This is a genomic window from Mycobacterium sp. (assembly GCF_039583785.1).
GTDB lineage: Bacteria > Actinomycetota > Actinomycetes > Mycobacteriales > Mycobacteriaceae > Mycobacterium.
Window position 1 is genome coordinate 33,590 of the sequence record NZ_JAVKSG010000003.1, and the last position, 25,481, is coordinate 59,070.

Consider the following 25,481-nt stretch of genomic DNA (forward strand, 5'->3'; position numbering starts at 1 on the left):
CGTGTCCGTCATCGTCGTCACCGATTCGTCGGCACGCCTTCCCGACGAGTTGCGCCGGCAGTGGGGGATACGTCAAGTCCCGCTGCACATCCTGCTCGACGACACCGATCTTCGCGACGGCGTGGACGACATCCCGGACAACGTCTACGAGTACGGCCAGGCCACCACGGCGGCCGCCACCCCGGCCGAGTTGGCCGAGGTCTACCGGCAGGCACTGGCTGACAGCGGCGGCGACGGTGTGGTCGCCGTGCATCTGTCCAACGCGCTGTCCGGAACGCACCGGGCAGCCGAAGCGACGGCCGCTGAAATCGGCTCGGGGATAAGGGTTCTCGACTCGAAATTCACTGCAATGAACACCGGGTTCATCGCCTTGGCGGCGGCGCGGGCCGCCGCCGGCGGCACCGACCTGGACGGGGTCGCCGCGGTCGCCGCGGCCGCCATCCAGCGCAATCACGGCTTCATCGTCGTGCATCAGCTGGACAACCTGCGCCGCAGCGGACGCATCGGCGGCGCCGGCGCATGGCTGGGCACGAAGCTTTCGCTCAAGCCGCTGCTGCGCATTGACGACGGCAAATTGGTTCTGGCGCAACGGGTTCGGACGGCCAGCAAAGCGGTCGCGACAATGGTCGAGCGCGTCGTCGAGATCGTCGGCGAGCGGCACGCCTGGATCGCGGTGCATCACGTCGGCAACCCCGATGGCGCACACAGCTTGGCCGCCGAATTGGCCGAGCGGCTACCCGGCGGCGAACCGGCGATCGTGACCGGCCTGGGCCCGGTGCTGGCGCTACACGTCGGCGCCGGCGCGCTGGGGGTGTGTGTGGAGTTGGCCGACTAAGACCTCTGCACCGCCAGCGGCGCGGTGTGCGCTTCGTCGGTGACCGGCGGCGGTGGCTTGGGCTTGGCGTGGTCGCCGCGGGGATGGACCACCAGCGGCCACCAGAACCAGCGGCCGAGCAGCGTCGCCAGCGACGGCATGAACAGCGTTCGCACCACCAGGGTGTCGAGTAGCAGGCCGATGCAGACCGTCGAGCCGAACTGGCCGAGCACCGTCAACTCACTGCCCAGCATCGCGGCCATTGTGAAGGCGAACACCAGACCCGCCGACGTCACCACCGCGCCGGTGCCGGCCATCGACCGGATGTATCCGGTCTTGAGCCCGGCGTGTATCTCCTCTTTGAATCGTGACACCAGCAGCAGGTTGTAGTCGGAGCCGACCGCCAACAGGATGATGACCGACAGCGCCAGGACGATCCAGTGGATCTGTATGCCGAACAGGTCCTGCCAGATCAACACCGACAGGCCGAACGACGCGGCGATCGAACTGCTCGCGGTTCCGACGATCACCAGTGCCGCCACCACGCTTCGGGTGAGCAGCAGCATGATCATGAAGATCAGCGTCAGCGCCGAGATGACCGCGATCATCAGGTCGTACTTCTCACCGTCGGCCATGTCGCGGAACGTCGCGGCGGTGCCACCGAGATAGACCTTGGCGTCCGAGAGCGAGGATTGCTTCAGCCCTTCTTGGGCAGCGGTGCGCTCCGCGCCCACCCGGTCGATGCCCTCCGGCGTCATCGGGTCGCCCTGGTGAGTGATGAAGAATCGCACCGAGCGTCCGTCGGGGGAGAAGAACATCTTGACGCCCCGGATGAACTCCGGGTTGGAGAACGCCTCCGGCGGGAGGTAGAAGAAGTCGTCGTTCTGCGACTTGTCGAAGCTCTGCCCCATCACGATGGAGGTGTTGCTCATCGCCTCCATCTGGTCGATCATCGCCTTGAACGTCTGATACATGGTCAACGTCAGGCCGTGCGTTGTCTTCAAGGTTTCCAGCATGATCGGGATCAGCTGCTCCAACTCGTGGGAGGCCTGTGCGGTGCGCATGATGTCGCCGGAGAGCTGGTGGAATTTTTCGGCGAGTTGGTCGAAGCCGTCGATCGAGTCGAACAACGACCGAAACGAGATACACACCGGGATGTCGTAGCAGTGCTTATCCCAGTAGAAGTAGCTTCTGATTGGCCGGTAGAAGTCTTCGAAGTCCGCGATGTGGTCGCGCAGCGTGTCGGTGATCTCCGAGGTTTCCTGGGTGGTTTTCGCGCTGTCGAGCGCAGCGCTCGCCAGATCATGGGTGACCTTGGCCTGGCGTTCCGTCACGTCGATCATGATCTGCATCTCGTCGGCCATCTTCAGAATGTCTTTCATTCTGTCTTTGAGGAAATCCATGTTCTGCATGGTCGTCTGGCTCTGGATGCTGTTCTGGAACGGAATCGAGCTGTGCTGGATGGGAATTCCCAGCGGCCGGGTGATGTCCTGGATCATCGCGATGCCGAGGGTGCGGATCTCGTTCTTGGCGACCTTGTCCAACACCAGCATGTCGGCGGTGTTGCGCATGTCGTGGTCGGCCTCGATCATCAGCAGGTCCGGGTTCATCCTGGCCTCGGAGAAGTGCCGATCCGCGGCGGCGTAGCCGATGTTGGACGGCGCCGTCTCGGGTAGGTAGTGCCGGTCGTTGTAGCTCGTCTTGAATCCGGGCAACGCGACCATTCCGACCAGGACGACTGCCAGACTGATCGCGAAAATTGGTGCAGGCCAACGCACGACCGCCGTGCCGACCCGCCGCCACAGCCTGCCGCGGGCCTGCCCCTTCTTCTCGAACAGCCCGAACCTGCTGCCGATGAATACGACGGCGGGGCCGAGCGTCAGGCCGGCCGCAACCACGACCAGCATGCCGATGGCCACCGGCGCGCCCATCGTGGAGAACCAGGGCAGTCGGGCGAAGCTCAGGCAGTAGGTGGCGCCGGCGATGGTCAGCCCAGATCCCAGCACGACCGGAGCTACGCTCTTAAATGTCGTGTAGTAAGCGGTTTCGCGGTCTTCGCCCTCGCGGCGTGCTTCTTGGTAACGCCCGACGAGGAAGATGCCGTAGTCCGTTCCGGCCGCGATCGCCAGCATCGTCAGGATGTTGGCCGCGAATGTGGTGAGCCCGAAAGCGTCGTTGTAGGCGAGTACCGCAACGATTCCCCGCGCACACGCCAGCGCCACGAACGTCATGAAAAGCTGGATCAGCGTGGTCACGATCGATCGGTAGACCAGCAGCAGCATGATCGCGATCGCGCCGAGGGTGAACAGCGTGATCGTGGCCAGGCTGTCGTTGCCGATGACGTGCATGTCATCGGAGAGCGCCGCCGGTCCGGTCACATAGGCCTGCACCCCGGGCGGGGCCTTTTCTTCGTCGACGACCTTGCGGACCGCCTCGACGGAATTGTTGGCCTCCGTGGTGCCCTGATTACCGGCGATGTTGACCTGGACGTAGGAGCCCTTGGCGTCGGCGCTCTGGGCGCCCGCCGCGGTGAACCGGTCTCCCCAGAAGTCCTGGATATGCTGGACGTGCTTGGTGTCCTGGCGCAGTTTGCGCACGATGTCGTCGTAGTACTTGTGGGCGGCGTCGCCAAGCGGCTGCTGGCTTTCCACCACGACCATCACCGTGCTGTTGGAGTCGAACTCGTGGAAGTTGTGCCCCATCCGCATCATCGCCTTCATCGACGGTGCGTCCAGGGGAGCCATCGGCGCGGAGTGCGCTTCGCCGACGACTTCCAGCGTCGGGACCGCAACGTTGACGATGACGGTGACGGCGACCCAGGCCACGATGATCGGAATCGCGAAGATCCGGATGGTGTGCGGGAGGAACGGTCGGTGCGGCTTGGTGTCGGCGGGTTTGGCTTCGTGGTTGCTCATGCGGACTTCACCAGGCAGAAGGTCTGCGCGTTGTGCCCGTCGGAACTCTGGTGCTCGCGCAACTCGCCGTCGACGGTGATGCGGCAACCGATCTGGCCGCCGTCGGTCTGCGCCATGATGTTCGCGCTCACCGTGGGCAGCGTCGTGGAAATGGTGACCGACCACGGCAGCGGCACATTGTTGAGCTGGTGGGTGTTGGCGTCGGCGTCCCAATAGTTGATGTTGGCGGTGGTTCCGGGGGCTCCGAAAATCTCGTACTTCACGACTTTGGGGTTGAACTGCACGATTTTGATGCCGCCCCCTGAATTCGCGTTGAGATCCTGCGAAGCGAACACCTTGTGCAACCGCGTCACGGCGAGCGCGGACACCGACAGCACGACAATGAGCAGCAGCGGTATCCATAAGCGTTTCAGCACAGCGCTGATCGACATCGCCTTCACGTGGTCTCCTCCCGCCGCCCATCTGCAACGTTGTCCGAGAACGCGTCGAGCTTCGGATCCATTCCGCGGTCGGGAAGGACGTGTCCGCGGCAGCTTCGCCGAAGAGCAGGCCCAGAACCTTTGCTCGGCTAAGGATGCTAGACGATAGGGGACGCCCGCGTTCTGCTTGGCTCAAACAATTGTGTGTGGGTCCGCACTATGACAGTGCGGCGGCGCGCCCGGTGACCGGCGGTAGGTCGGCCAGCGTGACGATCCCGGGCGCGGCCGCCACTACGGCGGGCACCGCGTTGGTCACCGGCATCGCGGTGTAGATCATGCCCAGTCCCATGAATCCCGGCTCGGTCCAGTCCTTCGGCGGCAGACAGTGCACCACGGTGCGCATGTTGGGTACGCCGAATACCTGAATGACGTGGCCGTGCTCGAGCGGCTTCGGCGGCGTCACGTGATCGCCCATGGTCCAGTTGAATCCGACGCTGACCACGTTGTGGTCGCCCACCCAGCCGCGGTGGTAGCCGAAGACGCTGCCCACGGTGCCGGCCGGGATCTTCATGAAGCCCAGGTCCGAGTCGCCGGTGGCCGCGGTGAACGTGACGTCGAAGGTCATCTTGTCCAGCTTCGCCCCGATCGCGTCGGCCATCATCGCCGCCGACTCGGCGAAGACTTCGCTCTCGCGCCGCACCTTCTCGGCCAACCCGGGCGTCTCCGGGTCCTGCGAAAAGCCCATTGCGGTCTGGGTTTCTGCGGACTCGTAGGTCGAGCAGTCCACCGACTCGGTGATCCGGATCTCGTCGACGCGCTCACACGAACCGCTGAGCGCCATCCCGACCAGATTCGTCATCCCCGGGTGTGCGCCGCTGCCGAAAATCGTGGACCCGCCCCGCTCGCACGCGTGCTCGATGCGCTGCCGATCCGCACGCGTCTGCTTGCCGCCGGTGATCCAGGCCGCGCTGGTGCACACATTGACGCCGGACTCGAGCAGTCGAACCAGCTCGTCGACACTGGGCCACAGCGGGTTGTAGCAACACGCATCGGGTCGCAGTGCCAACAGTGCCTCGATGTCGTTGGTGGCGGTGACCCCGGTCGGCTCGGGCCAGCCGGCGAGATCAGCGGCGTCCAACCCGACCTTGTCCTGACCGTGGGCGTAGACGCCGATCAGTTCCATGTCCGGCCTGCCGATGATGGCGTGCAGCGAGCGTCGGCCGATATTGCCGGTGGTCCACTGGATGACGCGAAGTGGTGCTGCCATGGACTTCCATTCTCATCGCGAGCAGACGCAGAATCGCAGAATTTCAGGCCTCAGGGTGCGACTTTGCGTCCGCTCGGCATGATCTCAGAGCGTGACGACCTCGTAGTCGCCGACCTGATCGATCAGCACGTGCAGCTGATCCTGCGCGGACCCGAAAGTGTGGTCGATCGCGGTCAGCCGCGCCGCGTAATGACCGACCGGGTATTCGTTTGTCATTCCGATGCCGCCGTGCAGCTGGATGGCCTCCTGGCTGATGTGGCGGCCCGAGCGGCCGATCTGTAGCTTGGCGCGCGCGGCGATCACCGGGTCGAAGTTGCCGTCGGCGACCGAGAGCCCGGCGTAGAGATTCATGCTGCGGGCCAACTCCAGCGACACGTACATGTCGGCCGACCGCTGGGTCAGCGTCTGGAAGGTGTTCAGCGTGACGCCGAACTGCTTGCGCTGCTTGAGGTAATCGGTCGTCAGGCGCAGCGCTTCCTCCATCGCGCCGACCGCCTCCGCGCACATCGCGGACTGGATGCGGACCAGGCCGTTGCGGATCGCCGTCGACGCGTCGACCGCGTCGCCGAGCGGTTCGCCCGGTGTGTTGTCCAGGTCGATTTGCGCGCCGCGCTGGCCGTCGAAGGTGCGGTACGGGTGACGGGTGACCTCTTCGCTGTCGACCAGGAACAGGCCCACTCCGCCGCCGGGCAGCTTCGCGCTGACGACCAGGGTGTCGGCCGAGTCGCCGGCCAGCACCGGGTTTTTGGTTCCGGTCAAGACCCACGAATCACCCTGCTGCGCAGCCGTTGTCGTGATCGTGTCGGCTGCCATGCCGCGTGCGCCGGGCTCCAGGTGTGCGAACGCCAGCAGCCGATGACCCTCGGCGACCTCGCCTAGCAATTCCTTCTGGGCGTCGTTGCCGACCTCGGCGATGATGGCGCCGGGCCCCAGCGCCGCATGCACGACCGGTTCGGGCGCCAGCCGGCGACCGATTTCGGTGAGCACGGTGATCACCTCGATCTGCCCGGCCTCGTCGGGGTCGAATCCCAGTCCGAGGATCCCGGTTTCGGCCAGCTGCGTCCACACTTCGCGGTTCCAGCCCAGTTCGGAGTCGACGGCCTTGATGCGGCTCTCGGCGTCGTAGCTCCGCGACAGCAGGTCGCGGGTGGTGTCGCGCAGCAGCGTCTGTTCTTCGCTGAGTTGAAAGTCCATGTCTGTTCCTGCCTTACAAGCCGAGAATGGTCGACGCGATGATGGTGCGCTGAACTTCGTTGCTGCCGCCGTAGATCGACGTCTTGCGGTAGTTCAGGTAGTGCGGCGCGCTGCCCTGCGCCCACGACGGAGACGCGATGTCGGCACCGCCGTCGAACGGCAGCGAGTCCGGTCCGGCTACCTCGACGAGCAGTTCGGTGGCGATCTGCTGCAATTGGCTGCCGCGCAGCTTCAGCACCGACGACGCCGGGTTGGGCTTGCCGCCCTTCGATCCGGACGCGACCCGCATCTGGGTGAGTTCCAATGCCAGTAGGTCGTTTTCGGCTTCGGCGACCCGGGCCGCAAACAGCGGATCATCGAGCAGGCCGCTTTCGGTGGCACGCTTCTTCACGTCGGCCAGCCGCACCTTGGTGCGGCCCACCTGCGCGATGCCGGTCCGCTCGTTGCTCAGCAGGAATTTCGCGTAGCTCCAGCCCTGATTCTCTTCTCCGACAAGCTGATTGGCGGGTACCCGGACGTCTTCGAAGAAGACCTCGTTGACCTCGACGCTGCCGTCGATCAACTTGATCGGGCGCATCGTGATACCGGGAGTGTCCAGATCGATCAGCAGGAAAGAGATGCCGGCCTGCTTTTTGGGCGCCTGCGGATCGGTGCGCACCAGGCAGAAGATCCAATCGGCGTATTGGCCGAGCGTCGTCCAGGTCTTCTGCCCGTTGACGACGTAGCTGTCGCCGTCGCGTATCGCGGTGGTGCGCAGCGACGCCAGGTCCGAGCCGGCTTCGGGCTCGGAGAACCCCTGGCACCACCAGATGTCCAGAGCCGCCGTGGGCGGCAGGAAGCGCTGTTTGATTTCCTGCGAGCCGAACTCGGCGATCACCGGGCCGACCATCTTGGCGTTGAAGTTCAGTGGTTCGGGCACGCAGGCCAACTGCATCTCGTCGAGCCAGATCTGGTGCTGGGCCGGCGTCCAGTCCTTGCCGCCCCATTCGACGGGCCAGCTGGGTACCGCCAGCCCGTGCTCGTTGAGAATCTTTTGGCTGGTCGCGATGTCGGTGCGGTCGAGGCCTTCCCCGGAGCGGGTCCGCTGGCGGATCTCCGCGGGGATCTTCGTCGTGTAAATCTCGCGTAGCTCGTCGCGGAAGGCAGCTTCGTCCTTTGTGAGCGCCAGTTGCACGGCAGTCTCCTCTGCTAGGTCAGACGGTCCTGATACTGCACGTTATCCGGCTGCCCAACCAACCAGTCAGGCGGCTCGATCCTGAATCGTTCATGCACAGTCACCACCCGATCCACAGCGGGAGCGTGCGGAGCACCAGAACGCGATCGCAGTGGCGGTGGGCGGACCTACCGTCGGCGCATGCGAACAGAACTGCCCGCCGAGCGATTGCACCGCCGACTCGGTGCTCAGCCGAGCTCGGACGCACACTCCAACGACAACGACAACGACAACGACCACGACAACGACGACGACCCGAACTCGCTGCTGCCGCGGTGGGTTGCAGACGGTTCGGCGCAGGACGGCTGGCTGGCTAAGGTGCGCGCGGACCCAGGGCGCGCAGGAGCGGTCACGTTGGGCGCGGTTGCCGCGATCGCCGTGCTGGTCACCATCTTCACGCTGATGCGCGAGCAGCCCGCACCCGTCGCCTCGGCCAAGCTGCCGGCGGTTGACATGGCAGCCTCGGCAAGCCGCAATCTCAACCCGTCCGCCCGGCCGAACCAGCCGGTCGTGGTCAGCGTGGTCGGCCTGGTGCACGCGCCCGGCCTGGTCACGCTGGCGCCCGGGGCGCGCGTCGCCGACGCTCTGAAAGCGGCCGGGGGCACTACGGACGGCGCGGACACCATCGGGCTCAACATGGCCCGCCAGGTCGACGACGGCGAGCAGATCGTGGTGGGGATCGCGCCGGCCCAAGGCCAGCCCGCGGTGTTGGGCAGTTCGGTGAGCCCGGGCTCGAAGGCACCCGGTCCGACCAGTTCGGCATCCCGACCGGCCAAGGGCGGGCCCACGCAGCTGATCAACCTGAACACCGCGAGCGTGCAGCAGCTGGACACCCTGCCCGGAGTGGGGCCGGTGATGGCGGCCGCGATCGTGGCCTGGCGTGGCGCCAACGGCAAGTTCACCAGCGTCGAACAGCTCGGCGAGGTCGACGGCATCGGCCCCGGACGTCTGGAGAAGCTGCGCCCGCTGGTGCGTGTCTGAGACCGGTGGCGCCACCATCCACCGCCGACGCGGCCGCGGCGCGGACATGGCGCCGCTCCTCCTCATCGCTGCGCTCTGCATCGTCGCCGGCGCGGTCATGGCGCCGCTCCTCCTCATCGCTGCGCTCTGCATCGTCGCCGGCGCGGCTGGATGCGCGCCTGGTGCCGGCGGCACTGACAAGTTGGGTCGTGACCGCAGCCGGAATCATCTGGCCGGTCGGCACGGTCGCCGGGTGGGCCTGCCTGACAGCGAGCGCGGCCGGCGCGCTGCTGTGGCGCTACGCGTGCGAACGGACCCGGTTGCGGGCGATCGGCATCGGGCTGGTCGCCACAGGCTTGATCGGTGCCGGCTTCGGGTTCGCGATCGCGTTGCGCGTCATCGCAGTCGCGCACCACCCGATCGCCGCCGCATTCGGCAGCACCGTCGAGATTGCCGTCACTCCGGTCGAAAGCGCGCGGTCGGTAGGTCACGGTCGACTGCTGTTCGGCGCCAAACTGCGTCAAATCGGACGCGATGCGACATCGGGCCGCGCAGTGGTTTTCGCTCCCGAGCGGGACTTCGGCGCCGTGATGGTCGGCCAGCCGATGCGCTTTCGCGCGCGCATCACGGCACCGATCCGTCATGACCTGACGGTGGCCGTGGTCACCGCGATCGGTGCGCCGACGGTGGGCCGTGCCGGGCCGCTGAACCGGGCCGCGTACGCCGTCCGCGCCGGGTTCGCCGACACGGCCCGTCGGGTGCTGCCCGCCGACCAGGCCGCCATGCTGCCCGCGCTGGTGCTCGGCGACATGTCGACGGTCACCCCGATCACCAGCCAAGAGTTCCGCGCCGCCGGCCTGACGCACCTGACCGCGGTGTCAGGCGCCAACGTCACGATCGTCTGCGGGGCGGTGTTGTTCTCGGCGCGACTGATCGGCCCGCGGTCCGCGGTCGGGCTGGCCGGCCTCGTGCTGGTGCTGTTCGTCATCGTGGTGCAGCCCTCGGCCAGCGTGTTGCGGGCGGCGGTGATGGGCGCGATCGCGCTCGTGGGTGTGCTGTCGTCGCGCCGCCGCCAGGCGATCCCGGCGCTGGCGGCCGCCGTGCTGGTGTTGATGGTCAGCACGCCGCAGTTGGCCGTGGACGTGGGCTTGGCGTTGTCGGTGGTGGCGACGGCGGCCTTGGTGGTCGTCGCGCCGATCTGGTCGCGCCGCCTGGTGTCAGCGGGCTGGCCCAAGCCGGCGGCGGACGCCGTCTGCGTGGCGTGCGCCGCGCAGTTGGTGACGGCGCCGCTGATCGCCGGTATTTCCGGCCGGTTCAGTGTGGTGTCGGCGGCGGCCAATCTCGCGGTGGCGGCGTTGATTGCGCCGATCACGGTGTTGGGGAGTGCCGCTGCGGCGTTGTGTCTGTTCTGGCCGGCCGCGGCGCAGCTGCTGATCCGGTTCACCGGTCCGCCAGTGTGGTGGCTGTTGCGGATCGCGCACTGGTCGGCGAGTGTGCCCGGTGCGAGTGTGCCGGTTCCGTCCGGGTTGTCCGGGGTGGTGGTGGTCGGCGCCGTGGGACTGCTCGCGGTGCTGCTGTGGCGGTGGCGGTGGTTTCGGGCAGCCATGGCGTTGGCGGCCTGCGCACTACTCGCCTGGACGCTGTCCGGTCTGCAGGCGGGGGCCGGCGGACCTGTCGGCCAGACGTGACACGATCAACCGGTGAGTCAGCAGGCACTACATCTCGTCTTGGGGGATGAGGCGCTGCTGGTCGAGCGCGCCATCGCGGACGTGCTGCGGTCGGCCCGCAATCGTGCAGGCACCAACGACGTTCCGGTCGACCGGGTCCGGGCCGGCGATGTCGGCGTATACGAACTGGCCGAGCTGCTCAGCCCGTCGCTGTTCGCCGACGAGCGCGTCGTGGTCTTGGAGTCCGCCGGCGAGGCAGGCAAAGAAGCCGCCGAGTTGATCGCCAAATGCGCCGAGGACATACCCGCGGGCACCGCACTGGTCGTCGTGCACTCCGGTGGCGGGCGGGCCAAAGCCCTGGCCAATCAGCTGCAAAAGCTGGGCGCCGTGGTGCATCCCTGCGCGAAGCTCACCAAGGCCGGCGAGCGGTTGGACTTCGTGCGCAAAGAGTTTCGTGGGCTGAAGGTCAAGGTCGACGACGACGCGGTCACAGCGCTACTCGACGCGGTCGGCTCCGATGTCCGCGAATTGGCTTCGGCCTGTTCACAGTTGGTCGCCGATACCGGCGGCCATGTGGACGTCGCCGCCGTGCGGCGCTATCACCATGGCAAGGCCGAGGTGAAGGGTTTCGACATCGCCGACAAGGCCGTGGTGGGTGACGTCGAGGGCGCGGTCGAGGCGCTGCGCTGGGCGATGCTGCGCGGCGAGCCCCATGTGGTGTTGGCCGACGCGCTGGCCGAGGCCGTCCACAGCATCGGGCGGGTCGGGTCGCTGTCGGGCGATCCGTATCGGCTCGCGTCGGAACTGGGCATGCCGCCGTGGCGGGTGCAGAAAGCGCAGAAACAGGCGCGGCGCTGGTCCCGGGATTCGGTGGCTACCGCAATGCGGCTGGTGGCAGCGCTGAACGCGGACGTGAAAGGGGCGGCCGCCGACGCGGACTATGCCCTGGAGGCGGCGGTGCGGAAGGTCGCTGAACTGGTCGCCGAGTGACGATGCGGGCCGGGACGGCCCGAGAAGGAGTCGGCGCGTGGGCTGCGCCGAGTAGGGCGGACTAGCTGCTGAGCTTGTGCAGCGCGTGCGCGAGCGCAGACTTCTTGTTCGCCGCCTGGTTCTTGTGGATGACGCCCTTGCTGGCGGCCTTGTCGAGCTTGCGGCTCGTCGAGACCAGCAGTTCGGCGGCCTTGTCCTTCTCGCCGGACTCGGCGGCCTCGCGGAACGCGCGGACAGCCGTGCGAAGCGACGACTTCACTGACTTGTTGCGCAGTCGGGCGCGTTCGTTGGTGCGGTTGCGCTTTTGCTGCGACTTGATGTTGGCCACGCGTAGTTCCTCTTCAAATATCAGCGGCTTGGGGTGTCAAGGTTTGCCAGTGCGTTTCGACGCTTAACCAGCGACTACTTAGGGTATCAGCCCGTCGTGCATTCCCCCAAAGCAACGAACCTGACTCTGCGGAGCTCGAAGATCTGATGCAGCATGGCAATGTGGCCCTTCGAACCAATCCCGCAGAGACCAAGCGGCTAACGCAAGGCAAGTCGCAGAACTTCGAGCGCATCTTCGACGGCTATAACGTCGCCAATGGCTATGTCGAAGCTTTCGACGAGATGTTCGACGCTCAGGGCAACGTCCGAGGGCCATACAGAGGCATTTATCGCGAGTTGGCTCCGTCGAGCGCCGATGACCTCGACGACCGCGCCGAAGCGCTGAGCCGGGCATACAGCGACCAGGGCATCACCTTCTCGTTGTCCGGCCAGGAGCGGCCGTTTCCGCTGGACCAGGTCCCGCGAGTGATCTCCGCCGCCGAGTGGACGAAGCTGGAGCGTGGCCTGATCCAGCGCGTCAAAGCGCTCGAGGCGTACCTCGATGACATTTACGGTGACCAGGAGATCCTGCGTGACGGCGTCATCCCACGTCGGCTGATCACCTCCTGCGAGCACTTCCACCGCCAGGCTGTCGGCATCCAGCCGCCCAACGGTGTGCGCATCCACGTCGCGGGCATCGACATGATCAAGGACGAGAAAGGCACCTGGCGGGTCCTCGAAGACAACCTCCGGTCGCCGTCCGGGGTGTCGTATGTGATGGAGAATCGGCGCACGATGGCCCGGGTCTTCCCTAACCTGTTCGCCACCCACCGGGTGCGTGCCGTCGACGACTACGCCTCTCACCTGCTGCGGTCGCTTCGCAACTCCGCGGCCACCAACGAGGCCGACCCGACAGTCGTGGTGCTGACCCCGGGCGTCTACAACTCGGCGTACTTCGAGCACTCGCTGCTCGCCCGCCAGATGGGCGTCGAGCTGGTCGAAGGCCGTGACCTGTTCTGCCGCGACAACCAGGTCTACATGCGCACCACCGAGGGGGAGCGTCAGGTCGACGTCATCTATCGGCGCATCGACGACATCTACCTGGACCCGATGCAGTTCCGCCCCGACTCGGTGCTCGGAGTGGCTGGCTTGCTCAACGCCGCCCGCGCGGGCAATGTCGTGATCTCCAGCGCCGTCGGCAACGGAGTGGGTGACGACAAGCTCGTCTACACCTACGTGCCGACCATCATCGAGTACTACCTGGGCGAAAAGCCGCTGCTGGCCAACGTGGACACCTTCCGGTGCTGGCTGGACGACGAGCGTGAAGAGGTACTCGACCGGGTCGACGAGCTGGTGATCAAACCCGTGGAGGGCTCCGGCGGCTACGGCATCGTCTTCGGTCCGGAAGCGTCCGCCAAGGAACTCGAGGCGATCAGCAAGAGCATCCGCGACGATCCGCGGGGCTGGATCGCTCAGCCGATGATGCAGCTGTCGACGGTCCCGACGCAGATCGGCGCCACTCTCACCCCGCGTTACGTCGACCTGCGGCCGTTCGCGGTCAACGACGGCAACGACGTGTGGGTGCTGCCCGGGGGCCTGACCCGGGTGGCGTTGGTCGAAGGGTCGCGGGTAGTCAACTCGAGCCAGGGTGGCGGGTCCAAGGACACCTGGGTGCTGGCGTCGAAGACCTCGGCCGCCGATCGCGAGCTGGGCGCCGCCGAAGTGGTCAAGGCGTTGCCCGCGCCGGCCACAGCGGCCGATGAAGAGGCGGTCGAGAAGTCGACGCAAAGACGGAAACAGTCGCATTCCGGCCAGAAACCACAGCAACAACACCAGGCGGTGCTTCGCTGATGCTCGCCCGAAACGCAGAAGCGCTGTACTGGATCGGTCGCTACGTCGAGCGCGCCGACGACACGGCGCGCATTCTCGACGTCACGGTGCACCGACTGCTGGAGGATTCCAGCGTCGACCCCGACCAGGCCTCGCGAGTGTTGTTGCAGGTCTTGGGAATCGACGAGCCCGACACCGAGCTGGACGTGTGGTCGCTCACCGACCTGGTGGCCTTTCGTCGCAGCGCCTCGGGCGGCGCCAGTTCGATCGTCGACGCCATCACCGCCGCGCGGGAAAACGCGCGCTCGGCCCGCGAGGTGACGTCCACTGAGACGTGGGAATGCCTCAACACCACGTTCAACGCGCTGGGTGAACGCGAGCGAGCCGCCAAACGTCTTGGCCCGCATGAGTTCTTGTCGTTCATCGAGGGTCGCGCGGCGATGTTCGCCGGCCTGGCCGACTCGACGCTGTCCAGAGACGACGGCTACCGCTTCATGATGCTCGGCCGCGCGATCGAACGGGTCGACATGACGGTGCGCATGCTGCTGTCCCGGGTGGGTGACAGTGCGGTGTCCCCGGCCTGGGTGACGCTGCTGCGTTCCGCCGGCGGTCACGACACGTATCTGCGCACGTATCGCGGTGTGCTGGATGCCAATCGGGTCGTCGAGTTCATCCTGCTCGACCGGCGCTTCCCGCGGTCGATCTTCTATTCGCTGAAGATGGCCGAGCACAATCTCGACGAACTGCTGCACAACTCACACGGCAGCGTCGGTGCCATTTCGGAGCCGCAGCGGCTGCTCGGCCGGGCCCGCAGCGAACTCGAATTCGTCCGCCCGGGCGTGCTGCTTGAATCATTGGAGATGCGGTTGGCCGGCTTGCAGAAGTCGTGCTACGACGTAGGAGACGCGTTGGCAGTGCAGTACTTTCACGCCGTCCCGTGGGTGGCCTGGACGGACGCCGGCCAGCGCGATCCGGTGCCGGCCAAGCCGATCAAGTCGACCAAGCAGGGGAAGAACTGATGTGGCGCACGCGTGTGTTGCACGCAACCGGCTACGCGTACCCGTCGCCGGCGACGGCCTCCTTCAACGAGGCCAGGCTCACGCCGCGATCGGATTCCCGGCAGAACGTCGTCCTCAACCGCGTCGAAACCGTTCCGGCGACCCGGTCGTACCGGTACGTCGACTACTGGGGCACCGCGGTCACGGCGTTCGACTTGCATGCGCCGCACACCGAGTTGACGGTCACGTCTGCGTCGGTGGTCGAGACCGAGAAGCCCGACCCGCCGGCTCAGCAGCTGGGCTGGTCGGAGCTGCGAAACGACTCCGTCATCGACCGCTACGACGAGGTGCTGACCCCCACCGATCATGCGCCGGCGAGCAAACGCATCGCGGCCGTGGGCAAGAAGCTCGCCAGGGAGCACGATCCCGCCGACGCCGTCCTCGCGGCTGCTGAGTGGGTGCGCGGCGAACTGGACTATGTCAAAGGCAGCACCAGCGTTCACTCGTCAGGCTTGGATGCGTTGCGCGCGGGTAAAGGCGTCTGCCAGGACTTCGTCCACCTGTCACTGATGGTGTTGCGCAGCATGGGAATTCCGGCACGGTATGTCTCCGGCTACCGCCATCCCAACGCGGACGCCGCAGTCGGGGAGACCGTCGACGGCCAGAGTCACGCGTGGATTCAGGCCTGGACCGGAAGTTGGTGGGACCACGACCCCACCAACGACAGCGAGATCAACGAGCAGTACGTCGCGGTCGGCGTCGGGCGTGACTACTCGGATGTGTCTCCGCTCAAAGGCATCTACTCGGGGCGGGGTGCCACCGACCTCGACGTCGTCGTCGAAATCACCCGATTGGCGTAGCCACTGGGCTCAGGGCGTGCTGGCATCTTTATGCCTAGCTGTGATGCTAAAATGCTGCCATGCGCACCACCATCCGGATCGACGACGGCCTCTACCGCGAAGTGAAGGCGAAAGCCGCTCGCTCCGGACGGACCGTGGCCGCGGTCCTCGAAGATGCGGTGCGTCGCGGGCTCACGCCGCCCGAACCGCGTGCATCGATCCGTTATCGGGTGCGGTCAACCGGCGCCGGCGGACTGGTTCCGGGAGTCGACATTTCGGATAATGGCGGTATTGCCGAGGTGCTGGACGAAGGCATTTCGCTCGATGCTTTGCGTTGACGTCAATGTGCTGGTGTACGCCCACCGTCGTGACGTCTCCGGGCACTCGGAGTATCGAGCCCTACTCGAGCGGCTGGCCAACGGCGATGAGCCGGTTGGCATTCCGGACTTAACGCTCGGAGGTTTCGTCCGAATAGTGACCAATCGGCGGATTTTCACCGAACCGACAGACACCGACGAGGCGTGGGCAGCCGTCGATGCGCTCCTTTCTGCGCCTGCGGTTATGCGGCTCTCGCCTGGGCAACGGCACTGGAGTTTGTTTCGACAGCTCGCCGCGGAGATCGAAGCGCGCGGCAACGACATCTCTGATGTGTATTTGGCTGCCTATGCGTTGGAGAACAACGCAATCTGGCTCAGTGCCGACCGCGGGTTCGCACGCTTTCAGCGCCTGCGGTGGAGTCATCCGCTCAGCATCTGACAGGCGCAATCTCGCCAACCTCCTTTCGCCGCGACCGATCTCGTCGTAGCCTGGTTGTGAACCTGATCACACTCAGCGGGAGGCTCGATGCGGATAGCGGATGTGTTGCGCGGCAAAGGTGCCGCGGTGGTGACGATCGACCCCGACGCGACGGTCGCCGAGCTGATTGCCGGGCTCGCCGATCACAACATCGGCGCCATGGTGGTGGCTGGGCCGGAGGGCGTCACAGGGATCGTCTCCGAACGTGACGTGGTGCGCCAAATGCACACTCACGGGGCATCGGTGCTATCGCAGCCGGTGCGCAAGATCATGACGACGATGGTCTCGACCTGCAGCAAAGAGGACACCGTCGACAGCCTGACGTTGCTGATGACCGAGAACCGGGTCCGGCACGTGCCGGTACTCGAGGACGGCAAGCTGATCGGCATCGTCAGCATCGGCGACGTCGTGAAGACGAGGATGCAAGAGTTGGAGAGCGAGCACCAGCAGCTGCAGTCTTACATCACCCAGGGATAGCTCAGCTCCAGGAGTGGTCGCGGCGCAGTCGCGCGGCGACAACATCGAACGCCGTGCGCTCCAGTATCGCGCCCTCGCGCCGGATGCTCTCTTCGGGGACGTCGAGCACCCGGTCCAGCCGGACCCAGCTGGGCCGGCCCTCGTCGTCCCAGCTGCCGCTGCCGATGCCCACCCAGGACCGGTCGGCTTCGTGTCGTTCCTGGCTGGACAGCATCAAGCCGAGCAGGGTGGCGTGGTCGCGGCCGACGACCAGCACCGGGCGGTCCTTGCCGCGGGTCGGGTCGTCCTCGTAGGTCACCCACGTCCAGACCACCTCGCCGGGATCGGCGCGACCGTCGAGGTCGGGGCGGTAGACGATCTTGCGGGCGCGATGCGCGGTGGGCGCGCTGTTCCTGGTGACCGGCCGCCCGGCGGTGATCTCGGCCGGCGCGTCGGTCGCGGAGCCGGCGAGCGCATCCAGGCCGATCTTGATGCCGCGCTGAACGGTCGGCGAGCGCTGCAACTGCCGGATCAGCTTCGGCGCCTCGTTGAACACCAGATGTTCAGTTAGCCGTTGGAAGGTTCGCCACTGTGACGGCATCTTGGCAGCATAGGTGCGGACGCCGCGGTTGCGCTCGTACGACGACTGCCGCCTGGTGGCGTCATCTCAGCCCGCCGCGCCGGGGCCGTCGCACATGTAATTCTCAGCTTTTCGATGTCGCGGGTTGCCGTGGTTGCGGGGCGGACCCGTTTCGAAGCAGCACCGACCACTGCCGGTGGCAGCGATCTCGCCGAGGTGCTCTACACCCACGGCACCACCGTGGCTACGGGAGCTCCTAACCTGTATGACATCCTGACCGCATTCGGTGGCGACTACACCAACGTCCCAGCTGCCGCCGCCTCAGCAGCCGCCGACAGCAGCAGCTTGTGGACCGATCTCGCCTCGCTGTTCTAAAAGTTCCACGCTCCACAACGAACCCCCGGAGGCGACTCCGGGGGTTTCGTTTCGCCCGACCCGCCCCGCGATTGTGCTGCGACGCCCGACCCTCGATACGCTGGTAGCGCCTCAGCCCGGCTTCACCAGGAGAGTCCCATCAGCAGTTTCGCCGACCAGACGTTCACCGCGCCGGCGCAGATTCGGAACTTCTGCATCATCGCCCATATCGACCACGGCAAGTCCACGCTGGCCGACCGGATGTTGCAGCTCACCGGCGTCGTCGACGAGCGGTCGATGCGCGCCCAATACCTCGACCGGATGGACATCGAGCGCGAGCGCGGCATCACCATCAAGGCGCAGAACGTCCGGTTGCCCTGGAAACTCGATGACACTGAATATGTCCTGCATCTGATCGACACCCCGGGCCACGTCGACTTCACCTACGAGGTGTCCCGCGCGTTGGAGGCCTGCGAGGGCGCGGTGCTGCTGGTCGACGCCGCCCAGGGCATCGAGGCGCAGACGCTGGCCAACCTGTACCTGGCCCTGGACCGCAACCTGCACATCATCCCGGTGCTCAACAAGATCGACCTGCCCGCCGCCGACCCCGAGCGCTACGCCGCCGAGATCGCGCACATCATCGGCTGCGAACCGACCGACGTGCTGCGGGTCTCGGGCAAAACCGGCGCAGGCGTGACCGAACTCCTCGACCACGTGGTCCGCGAAGTTCCGCCGCCCGTCGGTGACGCGCAAGCGCCAACGCGCGCAATGATTTTCGACTCCGTCTACGACATCTACCGCGGCGTGGTGACCTACGTGCGGGTGATCGATGGCAAGATCACCCCGCGCGAGAAGGTCACGATGATGTCCACCGGCTCCACCCACGAGCTACTGGAAGTGGGCATCGTCTCGCCCGAGCCGAAGGCCACCGCCGGGCTCGGCGTGGGGGAGGTTGGTTACCTCATCACCGGTGTGAAGGATGTCCGCCAGTCGAAGGTCGGCGACACCGTCACCTCCGCGAAACACGGTGCGACCGAGGCACTGGTCGGGTACCGCGAACCGAAGCCGATGGTCTACTCCGGGCTGTATCCCGTCGACGGCTCGGATTATCCGGACCTGCGTGACGCCTTGGAGCGCCTGCAACTCAACGACGCCGCGCTGACCTGGGAGCCGGAAACCTCGGTGGCACTTGGCTTTGGTTTCCGCTGCGGGTTCCTCGGGCTGCTGCACATGGAGATCACCCGCGAGCGGTTGGAACGCGAATTCGACCTCGACCTCATCTCGACGTCACCGAACGTCGTCTACCGGGTGGAGAAGGAAGACAACACCGAACTCGTCGTCACCAACCCGTCGGATTGGCCCGAAGGCAAGGTCCGCGCCGTCTACGAGCCGATCGTCAAAACCACCATCATCACGCCCAGCGAATTCATCGGTTCGATCATGGAACTCTGCCAGTCCCGCCGCGGCGAACTCGGCGGCATGGACTATCTCTCACCGGAACGGGTCGAGCTGCGCTACACGATGCCGTTGGGCGAGATCATCTTCGACTTCTTCGACTCGCTGAAGTCGCGCACCCGCGGCTACGCCAGCCTCGACTACGAAGAAGCCGGCGAGCAGGAGGCGGCGTTGGTCAAGGTCGACATCCTGTTACAAGGTGAGGCGGTCGACGCGTTCAGCGCGATCGTGCACAAGGACGGCGCGGCGGCCTACGGAAACAAGATGACCACCCGGCTCAAGGAGCTGATCCCGCGTCAGCAGTTCGAAGTGCCGATCCAGGCCGCGATTGGATCCAAAATCATTGCACGCGAGAACATTCGGGCAATCCGCAAAGACGTGCTGTCCAAATGCTACGGCGGTGACATCACCCGTAAGCGCAAGCTCCTGGAAAAGCAGAAGGAAGGCAAGAAGCGGATGAAGACCATCGGCCGGGTCGAGGTGCCGCAGGAGGCGTTCGTCGCAGCGCTGTCCGCGGACGCCGCTGCAGACAAAGGCACCAAGAAGTAGCCGTGCGGACGCTCGGACTGGCTACGGCGTGCGCGGTGGTTGCCGCGTTCGCGGTGGGGTGTGGTCCGGTGATTGCCGGCACGGCGAAGCCGGCGCCGAACCTGAAACCGAAGCCGCTGACCGGCCCGGCCGTCAAGCAGGTGCTGCTCGACGGCCGGGCGCTGTCGACGATGCTCGGCCAACCGTTCGTGGCCCGTGCGCCCGCCGAATTCGGCGGCGCCGACATCCTCGACCAGCGTGCGGCACCGCCAGAGTCGGCGGATTGCCTCGAGGTCACGGCGATGCTGCAGAAGAGCGTGTACGGCCCGGCCGACGTCCAAACCGTGGCGTCGGTGTCGTGGTGGAACGACGGCGATCCGGCTCAGGTGATCAGCGTGATGGAGGGCGTCGTCACGCTGCCGTCGGCGGCAGATGCCCGGGCCCTGTTCGCGACGTTCCCCGACCAGTGGCAGCGCTGCACGGGCCGGACGCTGACCGAACAGACCGGACCGATCAGCACGACGACGGTGATCGGTGACGTCCGGACGCTGGATTCCGTTGTCGCAGTCACCAATACCGCGACTGCGACGCTGCCCAACATGCCGGCCCTGCAGCCCACGCCGCAGGCTCGTGCCGTCGGTGTCCGGTTGAACTGCATCGTCGAGGTCGAGATGGTCTTCTTCGGCGACCGGCGGCCCTCAGACCCGGGTTCGGCGAACCCGGACACCAGCGCCGTCGACGTCGCCCAAGCGATGATGGAGAAGGTCAGCGATCTGAGCTGACCAGATGACAGCCGATGACCCCAGAGACTCGCACCCGGGCCGACATGTGTCCCGGCGTGTGGCGCCCGTGGCAGGCCGACGACGGGCTGCTGATTCGCATCCGGCTGATGGGTGGCCGGCTTCCCACGACGGCGCTGCAACGCCTGTCGGAGATCAGCAGGCGATTCGCCGACGGTGCCATCTACCTGACCAGCCGGGCCAATCTGCAACTGCGCGGCCTGCCCGGTGATGGCCCTCAGTTGACCGACGACGTGCTCGCCGCGATCGGGTCCACCGGCCTACTACCAACGCGCACCCACGAACTCGTGAGGAACGTGCTTGCCTCACCGCAGACCGGCCTGGCCGGCGGCCGCGCCGACCTGCGCCCGACGATCGCGCATCTCGACACCCTGCTGTGCGCGAACCCTCGCCTCGGCCTACTGCCGGGGCGGTTCCTGTTCACCCTCGACGACGGTCGCGGCGATCTGCTGGACCGCCTCACCGGCACCGGAAACCGTGGCACCGACCTGGGTTGTGTGGCGCTGGGCGACGACGCGGCCCAGTTGCGGGTGGGCGATCACTGGGGAGCGGTCGTGCCGGTGGGTGAAATCGCGGACCGGCTGGCCGATCTGGCGTCCCGATTCCTCGACGCACGGGGAACCGGCGCCGAGGCGCCGTGGCACATTCACGAACTGCCCCGGGGGCTGCAACCACCGGTGCCCGCCGACTCGCGCATCCCCGCTGCGGCCCCGCCGCTGGCTTATGGCAAAGTGCCCGGCGGCACCCACGTGCCCGCCGAGGACGGCGTCGTGACCCCCGATCTGGTCCACTCGCTGCTCGAAAGCGCCGCCGCTGCCGGCCATGTCGTCGTCACACCGTGGCGCGGCGTCCTGGTCCCGAACGCCCCGGAGGTTTGGAAGTGACCCAGACGAGCCGGCCGACCCGACGCTACGACTACATCGCCGACGGCCCCGCGATCTACGCGGACTCGTTCGCCACCATCCGCCGCGAAGCCGACCTGACCCGCGTGCCGGCCGAAGCCGAAAAGCTGGCTGTCCGAATGATCCACGGCACCGGGCAACCAAACCTGGTCGACGACCTGATCGTGCATCCCGCGCTGGTGCCGGCCGCGCGCGCGGCGCTGCAATCCGGCGCGCCCATCCTGTGCGATGCCCGCATGGTCGCCACCGGCATCACCGCCGGCCGGCTACCCGCCGCCAACGAGGTGCACTGCTTTCTCGACGAACTTGGTGTGCCCGCTTTGGCGAAGGAGTGGAACACCACCCGCACGGCGGCCGCCGTCTCGCTGTGGGAACCGCTGCTCAATGGCGCGGTCGTGGCCATCGGCAACGCCCCGACCGCGCTGTTCCACCTGCTGGAGATGCTGATCGACGGCGCGCCCCGGCCCGCGGCGATCGTCGGGTGCCCGGTCGGCTTCGTCGGCGCCGCCGAATCCAAGGACGCCCTCGCATCGTTGTCCCGCGACCACGGTATCGACATCCCGTTCGTGACGGTGCGCGGACGGCGCGGTGGTTCGGCGATCACGTCGTCGGCCGTCAATGCGTTGGCCTCGGAGGTCGAGTGAGCGCCGCCCGCTTCTACGGAATCGGCTTGGGCCCAGGAGATCCCGAGCTGATCACCCGCAAAGCGGCGCGCATCATCGGCGAGTCCGACGTGATCGCCTACCACGCCGGCGTGAACAGGCAGTCCTACGCGCGAACCATCGCGGCCGGCTTGATCCCGGCCGACGCCATCGAGGTGGAACTGCGCTACCCGCTGACCACCGGGACGACCGATCATCCCGGCGGGTACGCCGGAGCGCTGGCCGAGTTCTACGAGGAATCGGCTGCCAGGCTCGCCGCGCATCTGGATGCCGGCCGTTCCGTTTCCCTGCTGGCCGAAGGGGATCCGCTGTTCTACGGCTCGTTCATGTACATGCACGACCGGCTCAGCGCCCGGTTCCGCACCGAGATCATCCCCGGTATACCGGCGTTCACCGCCGCGACGGCGGCTGTGGCCTCCCCGCTGGTTCGCCAGACCGACGTGCTGACCGTGTTGCCCGGGACGTTGCCGGAAGCCGAACTTGCGCGGCGACTGGCCGACACCGACGGCGCGATCATCATGAAGTTGGGCCGCACCTTTCCGGCCGTACGCCGCGCGCTCGCCGCTGCCGGGCGTCTCGATCACGCGATGTACGTCGAGCGGGCCAGTCACCCGCAGCAGCGCTGGATGCCGGTCGCCGACGTCGACGAATCGACCGTCCCGTACCTGTCGCTGATCGTGGTCAACGGCGATTCGATCAATGGCCCGCGGTCCCGCGTCATGGTCGAAGAATCAAGCTCTGCAACGGTTTCCACCGGAATAGCCGAGCTTCTCGTCGTCGGCTTGGGTCCCGGGCCGGACTGTTGGATGACGCCGGAGGCCTCGGCCGCGCTGGCCCGGGTGCGGCATGTGGTCGGCTACGCGCCGTATCTGGCGCGGGTGCCGCAGCGGGACGGCCTGCAGCGGCATGCATCCGGTAACACCGTCGAAGTTGACCGGGCACGCTTCGCGCTCGACCTCGCGGCACGCGGCGAATCGGTGGCCGTCGTCTCCGGCGGCGACGCAGGAGTGTTCGGGATGGCCTCGGCGGTGTTCGAAGCCGCCGAGGACGAGCGATTCGCCGACGTTGCGATCCGGGTGTTACCCGCCGTCTCGGCTGTGCACGCCGTGGCCGCGTTGGCCGGGGCTCCGCTGGGTGCCGACTTCGCGGTGCTGAGCCTGTCGGACCGGCTCAAGCCGTGGTCGGTGATCGAGCAGCGACTGCGCGCCGTCGCCGACGCCGACCTCGTTCTGGCCATCTACAACCCGGCCTCGCGGTCCCGCCCCGACCAGATCAAGCTGGCCCGCGACATCCTGCTCGAACATCGGCGCGCGGATACCGTCGTCGTCGTCGGACGCGACGTCGGGCGGGCCGAGGAATCGCTGACCGTCACGACGCTGGGTGAGCTCGACGCCGACGCCGTCGACATGAAAACCCTTGTCTTGGTAGGCGCGTCAAGCACCAGAATCACACCGAAAGGCCGCGTGTGGACACCCCGGTGGGTGCGGTGAGCGCCGTGCAGTTCGTCGGCGCCGGACCGGGCGCCGCCGACCTGCTGACCGTCCGGGCCACCCGGCTGCTCGCGGCCGCCGACACCGTCTTGTTCCCGGGAAGCTACCTCGACCCCGGCGTGCTGCAGAGTTGCTCTGCGACAGCCGATCTGATCGACACGCAGAACCTGAATCTGGACGAGATCGTCGCCCGGATCATCGAGGCGCACCGCGGCGGCCGACGGGTCGTCCGGTTGGTGTCGGGCGATCCGTCGTTGTACAGCGCGGTATCGGAGCAGACTCGTCGGCTCGACTCGGCCGGCGTGCCATGGGAGATCACACCGGGCGTACCGGCCTACGCCGCCGCGGCGGCACGCGTCGGTCGCGAGCTCACCGTCCCGCTGGTCGCGCAGTCGGTCGTGCTGACGCGGACCCAGGCGCGCTCGACCGCGATGCCGGCCACTGAGTCGCTGGCCGCGTTCGCGGCGACCCGTGCAACTCTGGTACTGCACCTGGCCGTCACCGCTATCCGCGGATTGATGGACGAGCTGACGCCGACGCATGGCCCGGATTGTCCAGTGGCCGTGGTGTACCGGGCGTCGCAGCCCAGGGAGCTGGTCATCTGCGGCACCGTCGCCGACATCGCCGACCAGGTCACCGCGGCCGGCCTCACCCGGGCCGCGGTGATCCTGGTGGGTCGAGCACTGGGTGCCGATCCGCGGGCGGGGGAGAGTCACTTGTACGCCCCGCAGCGTGATCGGCCGGCCACTTCGTCAACGACCACTGCGTGACCGCGCGGGCCGGGGTCCAGCCGGTGAACGACCCGACCGGCGCGGCGTGCTCGACGTGGATGCGGGTGAGCTCGCCGCCATGCTCGGCGTAGGCCGCGGCGAGCAGCCCCTCGGTCTGTACCGTCACCCCGTGCACGACGAGCCGCCCGCCGCTGGGCAGCGCGTCGAGGCAGCTCTGCACGACGCCGGGCCGACTGGCGCCACCGCCGACGAACACCGCGTCGGGAGAAGCCAAGTCGTGCAACGATTCCGGAGCTGTGCCGTAGACCACGTGCAGCGCGGGCACACCAAGCGTCCGCGCGTTGCGGGCGATCCGTTCGGCCCGCCGCGGATCGGCCTCCACGGCAACGGCCCGGCACGTCGGATGAGCGCGCATCCACTCGATGCCGACCGAGCCCGCACCGGCGCCGACGTCCCACAACAGCTGGCCGGGCGCGGGCAGCAGGCGGGCCAGGGCGGCGGCGCGCAGATCCCGCTTGGTGAGTTGACCGTCGTGCTCGAAGGCGTCGTCGGGCAAACCGGGCGCCCACCCCGTCAGCAGTGGTCCGTTCAGTTGCAGCGCAACGACATTGAGTCGCGGCGCGTCGCCGGCGAAGTCGCCGGCCGTCGACTCTGCGACCGCTTCGCCGTCGCAGCCGAGGTTGCCCAGCACGATGAACCGGCTCGCGCCGTATCCGCGAGCGACCAGCAACGCGGCAAGGGCCGCAGGGGTTTTCTCATCCGACGACAGCACCAGCACCCGGCGCCCGGGGGCCAGTTCCCGCAGCACCGCGTGCACGTCGCGGCCGACAACGCTGACCACCGCGGTGGATTCGGCGGACCAGCCGAGCCGCGCCCGGGCGAGCGTCACCGACGACAGATGCGCGATGACCGTGACCCGGTCGGCGCCCAACAGGTCGACCAGCGTGGTGCCGATGCCGCTGCACATCGGGTCGCCGGATGCCAGCGCGACCACCCGCCGGCCGGCGAATTGGGTCAGGAATTCCGGCAGCGCAGCGCTCAGCGGGGACGGCCATGGTTGGTGGTTCCGGCCGGCCGCGGCGGGCAGCAGACCCAGCTGACGCGGACCGCCCAGCACCACGTCCGCGGAGCCGATGACGGCCTGCGCGGCCGGCGTCAGGCCTGCCCACCCGTCGGCGCCGACGCCGACGACGGTTACCCGCAGGTCAGAGGTCGGCACGGCGGCGATGCTAGCGTAAACGCCTCGCAACCACGAGCGGAGTCGCACTGTGCCCCCTGCTAGTCCGCTGTACCCGTTTCCCGCCGTCGTCGGGGGC

The 25,481-nt window shown here is 67.1% G+C and carries 23 protein-coding genes and 3 pseudogenes; 17 read left to right on the top strand and 9 right to left on the bottom strand.

The genetic code is table 11. The annotated features are described in order from the left end of the window. Position 1 precedes the first annotated feature (1 nt). Positions 2-835, top strand: a complete 834-nt coding sequence (locus tag ABDV69_RS02925; protein WP_343571845.1) for a DegV family protein — start codon at positions 2-4, stop codon at positions 833-835. On the opposite strand, the gene ABDV69_RS02930 is transcribed toward ABDV69_RS02925, so the two are convergent. The 5 genes from ABDV69_RS02930 to ABDV69_RS02950 all read right to left on the bottom strand — a co-directional run bounded on the left by ABDV69_RS02930 (position 832) and on the right by ABDV69_RS02950 (position 7,783). Continuing rightward, positions 832-3,729, bottom strand: a complete 2,898-nt coding sequence (locus ABDV69_RS02930; RefSeq protein ID WP_343571846.1) for an MMPL family transporter — start codon at positions 3,727-3,729, stop codon at positions 832-834. The genes ABDV69_RS02925 and ABDV69_RS02930 overlap by 4 nt on opposite strands. Continuing rightward, positions 3,726-4,160: an MmpS family transport accessory protein gene (locus ABDV69_RS02935; RefSeq protein WP_343571938.1), complete on the bottom strand. Its 435-nt coding sequence runs from the start codon at positions 4,158-4,160 to the stop codon at positions 3,726-3,728. Before ABDV69_RS02935 ends, ABDV69_RS02930 begins: the two co-directional genes overlap by 4 nt. Before the next feature lie 205 nt (positions 4,161-4,365). After that, complete coding sequence (locus ABDV69_RS02940; RefSeq protein WP_343571847.1) at positions 4,366-5,415, bottom strand: dihydrodipicolinate reductase; 1,050 nt, start codon at positions 5,413-5,415, stop codon at positions 4,366-4,368. An 84-nt stretch (positions 5,416-5,499) separates the two neighbouring features. Then, the gene (locus ABDV69_RS02945) at positions 5,500-6,609 is read right to left on the bottom strand and encodes an acyl-CoA dehydrogenase family protein (RefSeq protein WP_343571848.1); all 1,110 of its coding nucleotides are present in this window, start codon (positions 6,607-6,609) and stop codon (positions 5,500-5,502) included. A gap of 13 nt (positions 6,610-6,622) precedes the next feature. Further along, a complete protein-coding gene (locus ABDV69_RS02950; RefSeq protein WP_343571849.1) occupies positions 6,623-7,783 on the bottom strand; it encodes an acyl-CoA dehydrogenase family protein in 1,161 nt (386 codons plus the stop codon). Positions 7,784-7,963: 180 nt separating this feature from the next. On the opposite strand from ABDV69_RS02950, the gene ABDV69_RS02955 reads away from it, so the two are divergent. Then, positions 7,964-8,803 carry a ComEA family DNA-binding protein gene (locus ABDV69_RS02955; RefSeq protein WP_343571850.1) on the top strand — a complete coding sequence of 280 codons (840 nt, stop codon included), beginning with the start codon at positions 7,964-7,966 and terminating at the stop codon, positions 8,801-8,803. 60 nt (positions 8,804-8,863) lie between these two features. Here the strand turns inward: ABDV69_RS02955 and ABDV69_RS02960 are convergent. Beyond that, positions 8,864-8,935: pseudogene (locus ABDV69_RS02960) on the bottom strand (hypothetical protein); the annotation flags it as partial. Between ABDV69_RS02960 and ABDV69_RS02965 the strand changes: the two are divergent. Together ABDV69_RS02965 and holA are read left to right on the top strand one after the other, a co-directional pair. Then, positions 8,923-10,470, top strand: a complete 1,548-nt coding sequence (locus tag ABDV69_RS02965; protein ID WP_343571939.1) for a ComEC/Rec2 family competence protein — start codon at positions 8,923-8,925, stop codon at positions 10,468-10,470. The pseudogene ABDV69_RS02960 and the gene ABDV69_RS02965 overlap by 13 nt on opposite strands. Positions 10,471-10,482: 12 nt before the next feature. Next, positions 10,483-11,439, top strand: coding sequence for a DNA polymerase III subunit delta (holA, locus tag ABDV69_RS02970; protein ID WP_343571851.1), 957 nt, complete (start codon positions 10,483-10,485; stop codon positions 11,437-11,439). A 61-nt stretch (positions 11,440-11,500) separates the two neighbouring features. Here holA and rpsT read toward each other — a convergent pair whose 3' ends face one another. After that, positions 11,501-11,767: a 30S ribosomal protein S20 gene (gene rpsT, locus ABDV69_RS02975; protein WP_343571852.1), complete on the bottom strand. Its 267-nt coding sequence runs from the start codon at positions 11,765-11,767 to the stop codon at positions 11,501-11,503. Between the two features lie 161 nt (positions 11,768-11,928). On the opposite strand from rpsT, the gene ABDV69_RS02980 reads away from it, so the two are divergent. The 6 genes from ABDV69_RS02980 (at position 11,929) to ABDV69_RS03005 (ending at position 16,684) form a co-directional block, all read left to right on the top strand. After that, complete coding sequence (locus ABDV69_RS02980; protein ID WP_343571853.1) at positions 11,929-13,596, top strand: circularly permuted type 2 ATP-grasp protein; 1,668 nt, start codon at positions 11,929-11,931, stop codon at positions 13,594-13,596. Next, positions 13,596-14,594, top strand: a complete 999-nt coding sequence (locus ABDV69_RS02985; RefSeq protein ID WP_343571854.1) for an alpha-E domain-containing protein — start codon at positions 13,596-13,598, stop codon at positions 14,592-14,594. Before ABDV69_RS02980 ends, ABDV69_RS02985 begins: the two co-directional genes overlap by 1 nt. Beyond that, positions 14,594-15,433, top strand: coding sequence for a transglutaminase family protein (locus ABDV69_RS02990; protein ID WP_343571855.1), 840 nt, complete (start codon positions 14,594-14,596; stop codon positions 15,431-15,433). Before ABDV69_RS02985 ends, ABDV69_RS02990 begins: the two co-directional genes overlap by 1 nt. Positions 15,434-15,492: 59 nt before the next feature. Next, complete coding sequence (locus ABDV69_RS02995) at positions 15,493-15,750, top strand: ribbon-helix-helix domain-containing protein (protein ID WP_343571856.1); 258 nt, start codon at positions 15,493-15,495, stop codon at positions 15,748-15,750. After that, a complete protein-coding gene (locus ABDV69_RS03000; protein WP_343571857.1) occupies positions 15,737-16,168 on the top strand; it encodes a type II toxin-antitoxin system VapC family toxin in 432 nt (143 codons plus the stop codon). The genes ABDV69_RS02995 and ABDV69_RS03000 overlap by 14 nt, the downstream gene beginning before the upstream one ends. Positions 16,169-16,255: 87 nt before the next feature. Then, positions 16,256-16,684 carry a CBS domain-containing protein gene (locus tag ABDV69_RS03005; RefSeq protein WP_343571858.1) on the top strand — a complete coding sequence of 143 codons (429 nt, stop codon included), beginning with the start codon at positions 16,256-16,258 and terminating at the stop codon, positions 16,682-16,684. 1 nt (position 16,685) lies between these two features. On the opposite strand, the gene ABDV69_RS03010 is transcribed toward ABDV69_RS03005, so the two are convergent. Beyond that, positions 16,686-17,264 carry a type II toxin-antitoxin system PemK/MazF family toxin gene (locus ABDV69_RS03010; RefSeq protein ID WP_343571859.1) on the bottom strand — a complete coding sequence of 193 codons (579 nt, stop codon included), beginning with the start codon at positions 17,262-17,264 and terminating at the stop codon, positions 16,686-16,688. Positions 17,265-17,378: 114 nt separating this feature from the next. Here ABDV69_RS03010 and ABDV69_RS03015 point away from each other — a divergent pair, with 114 nt between their 5' ends. The 7 genes and pseudogenes from ABDV69_RS03015 (at position 17,379) to ABDV69_RS03045 (ending at position 24,204) form a co-directional block, all read left to right on the top strand. After that, positions 17,379-17,618 (top strand): hypothetical protein, encoded by a 240-nt coding sequence (locus tag ABDV69_RS03015; RefSeq protein ID WP_343571860.1) that lies wholly within the window; start codon positions 17,379-17,381, stop codon positions 17,616-17,618. 70 nt (positions 17,619-17,688) lie between these two features. Then, positions 17,689-19,601: pseudogene (lepA, locus tag ABDV69_RS03020) on the top strand (translation elongation factor 4). Positions 19,602-19,603: 2 nt separating this feature from the next. Then, complete coding sequence (locus ABDV69_RS03025) at positions 19,604-20,362, top strand: sensor domain-containing protein (protein WP_343571861.1); 759 nt, start codon at positions 19,604-19,606, stop codon at positions 20,360-20,362. A gap of 14 nt (positions 20,363-20,376) precedes the next feature. Further along, the gene (locus ABDV69_RS03030) at positions 20,377-21,264 is read left to right on the top strand and encodes a nitrite reductase (protein WP_343571862.1); all 888 of its coding nucleotides are present in this window, start codon (positions 20,377-20,379) and stop codon (positions 21,262-21,264) included. Next, entirely contained in the window at positions 21,261-21,926 is a 666-nt protein-coding gene (locus ABDV69_RS03035; RefSeq protein WP_343571863.1) for a precorrin-8X methylmutase, read from the top strand. The genes ABDV69_RS03030 and ABDV69_RS03035 overlap by 4 nt, the downstream gene beginning before the upstream one ends. Beyond that, positions 21,923-23,434 carry a precorrin-3B C(17)-methyltransferase gene (gene cobJ / locus ABDV69_RS03040; protein ID WP_343571864.1) on the top strand — a complete coding sequence of 504 codons (1,512 nt, stop codon included), beginning with the start codon at positions 21,923-21,925 and terminating at the stop codon, positions 23,432-23,434. Before ABDV69_RS03035 ends, cobJ begins: the two co-directional genes overlap by 4 nt. Further along, complete coding sequence (locus ABDV69_RS03045; RefSeq protein WP_343571940.1) at positions 23,422-24,204, top strand: SAM-dependent methyltransferase; 783 nt, start codon at positions 23,422-23,424, stop codon at positions 24,202-24,204. The genes cobJ and ABDV69_RS03045 overlap by 13 nt, the downstream gene beginning before the upstream one ends. Here ABDV69_RS03045 and cbiE read toward each other — a convergent pair. Next, positions 24,185-25,384: pseudogene (gene cbiE / locus ABDV69_RS03050) on the bottom strand (precorrin-6y C5,15-methyltransferase (decarboxylating) subunit CbiE); the annotation flags it as partial. The gene ABDV69_RS03045 and the pseudogene cbiE overlap by 20 nt on opposite strands. Between the last annotated feature and the right edge of the window lie 97 nt (positions 25,385-25,481).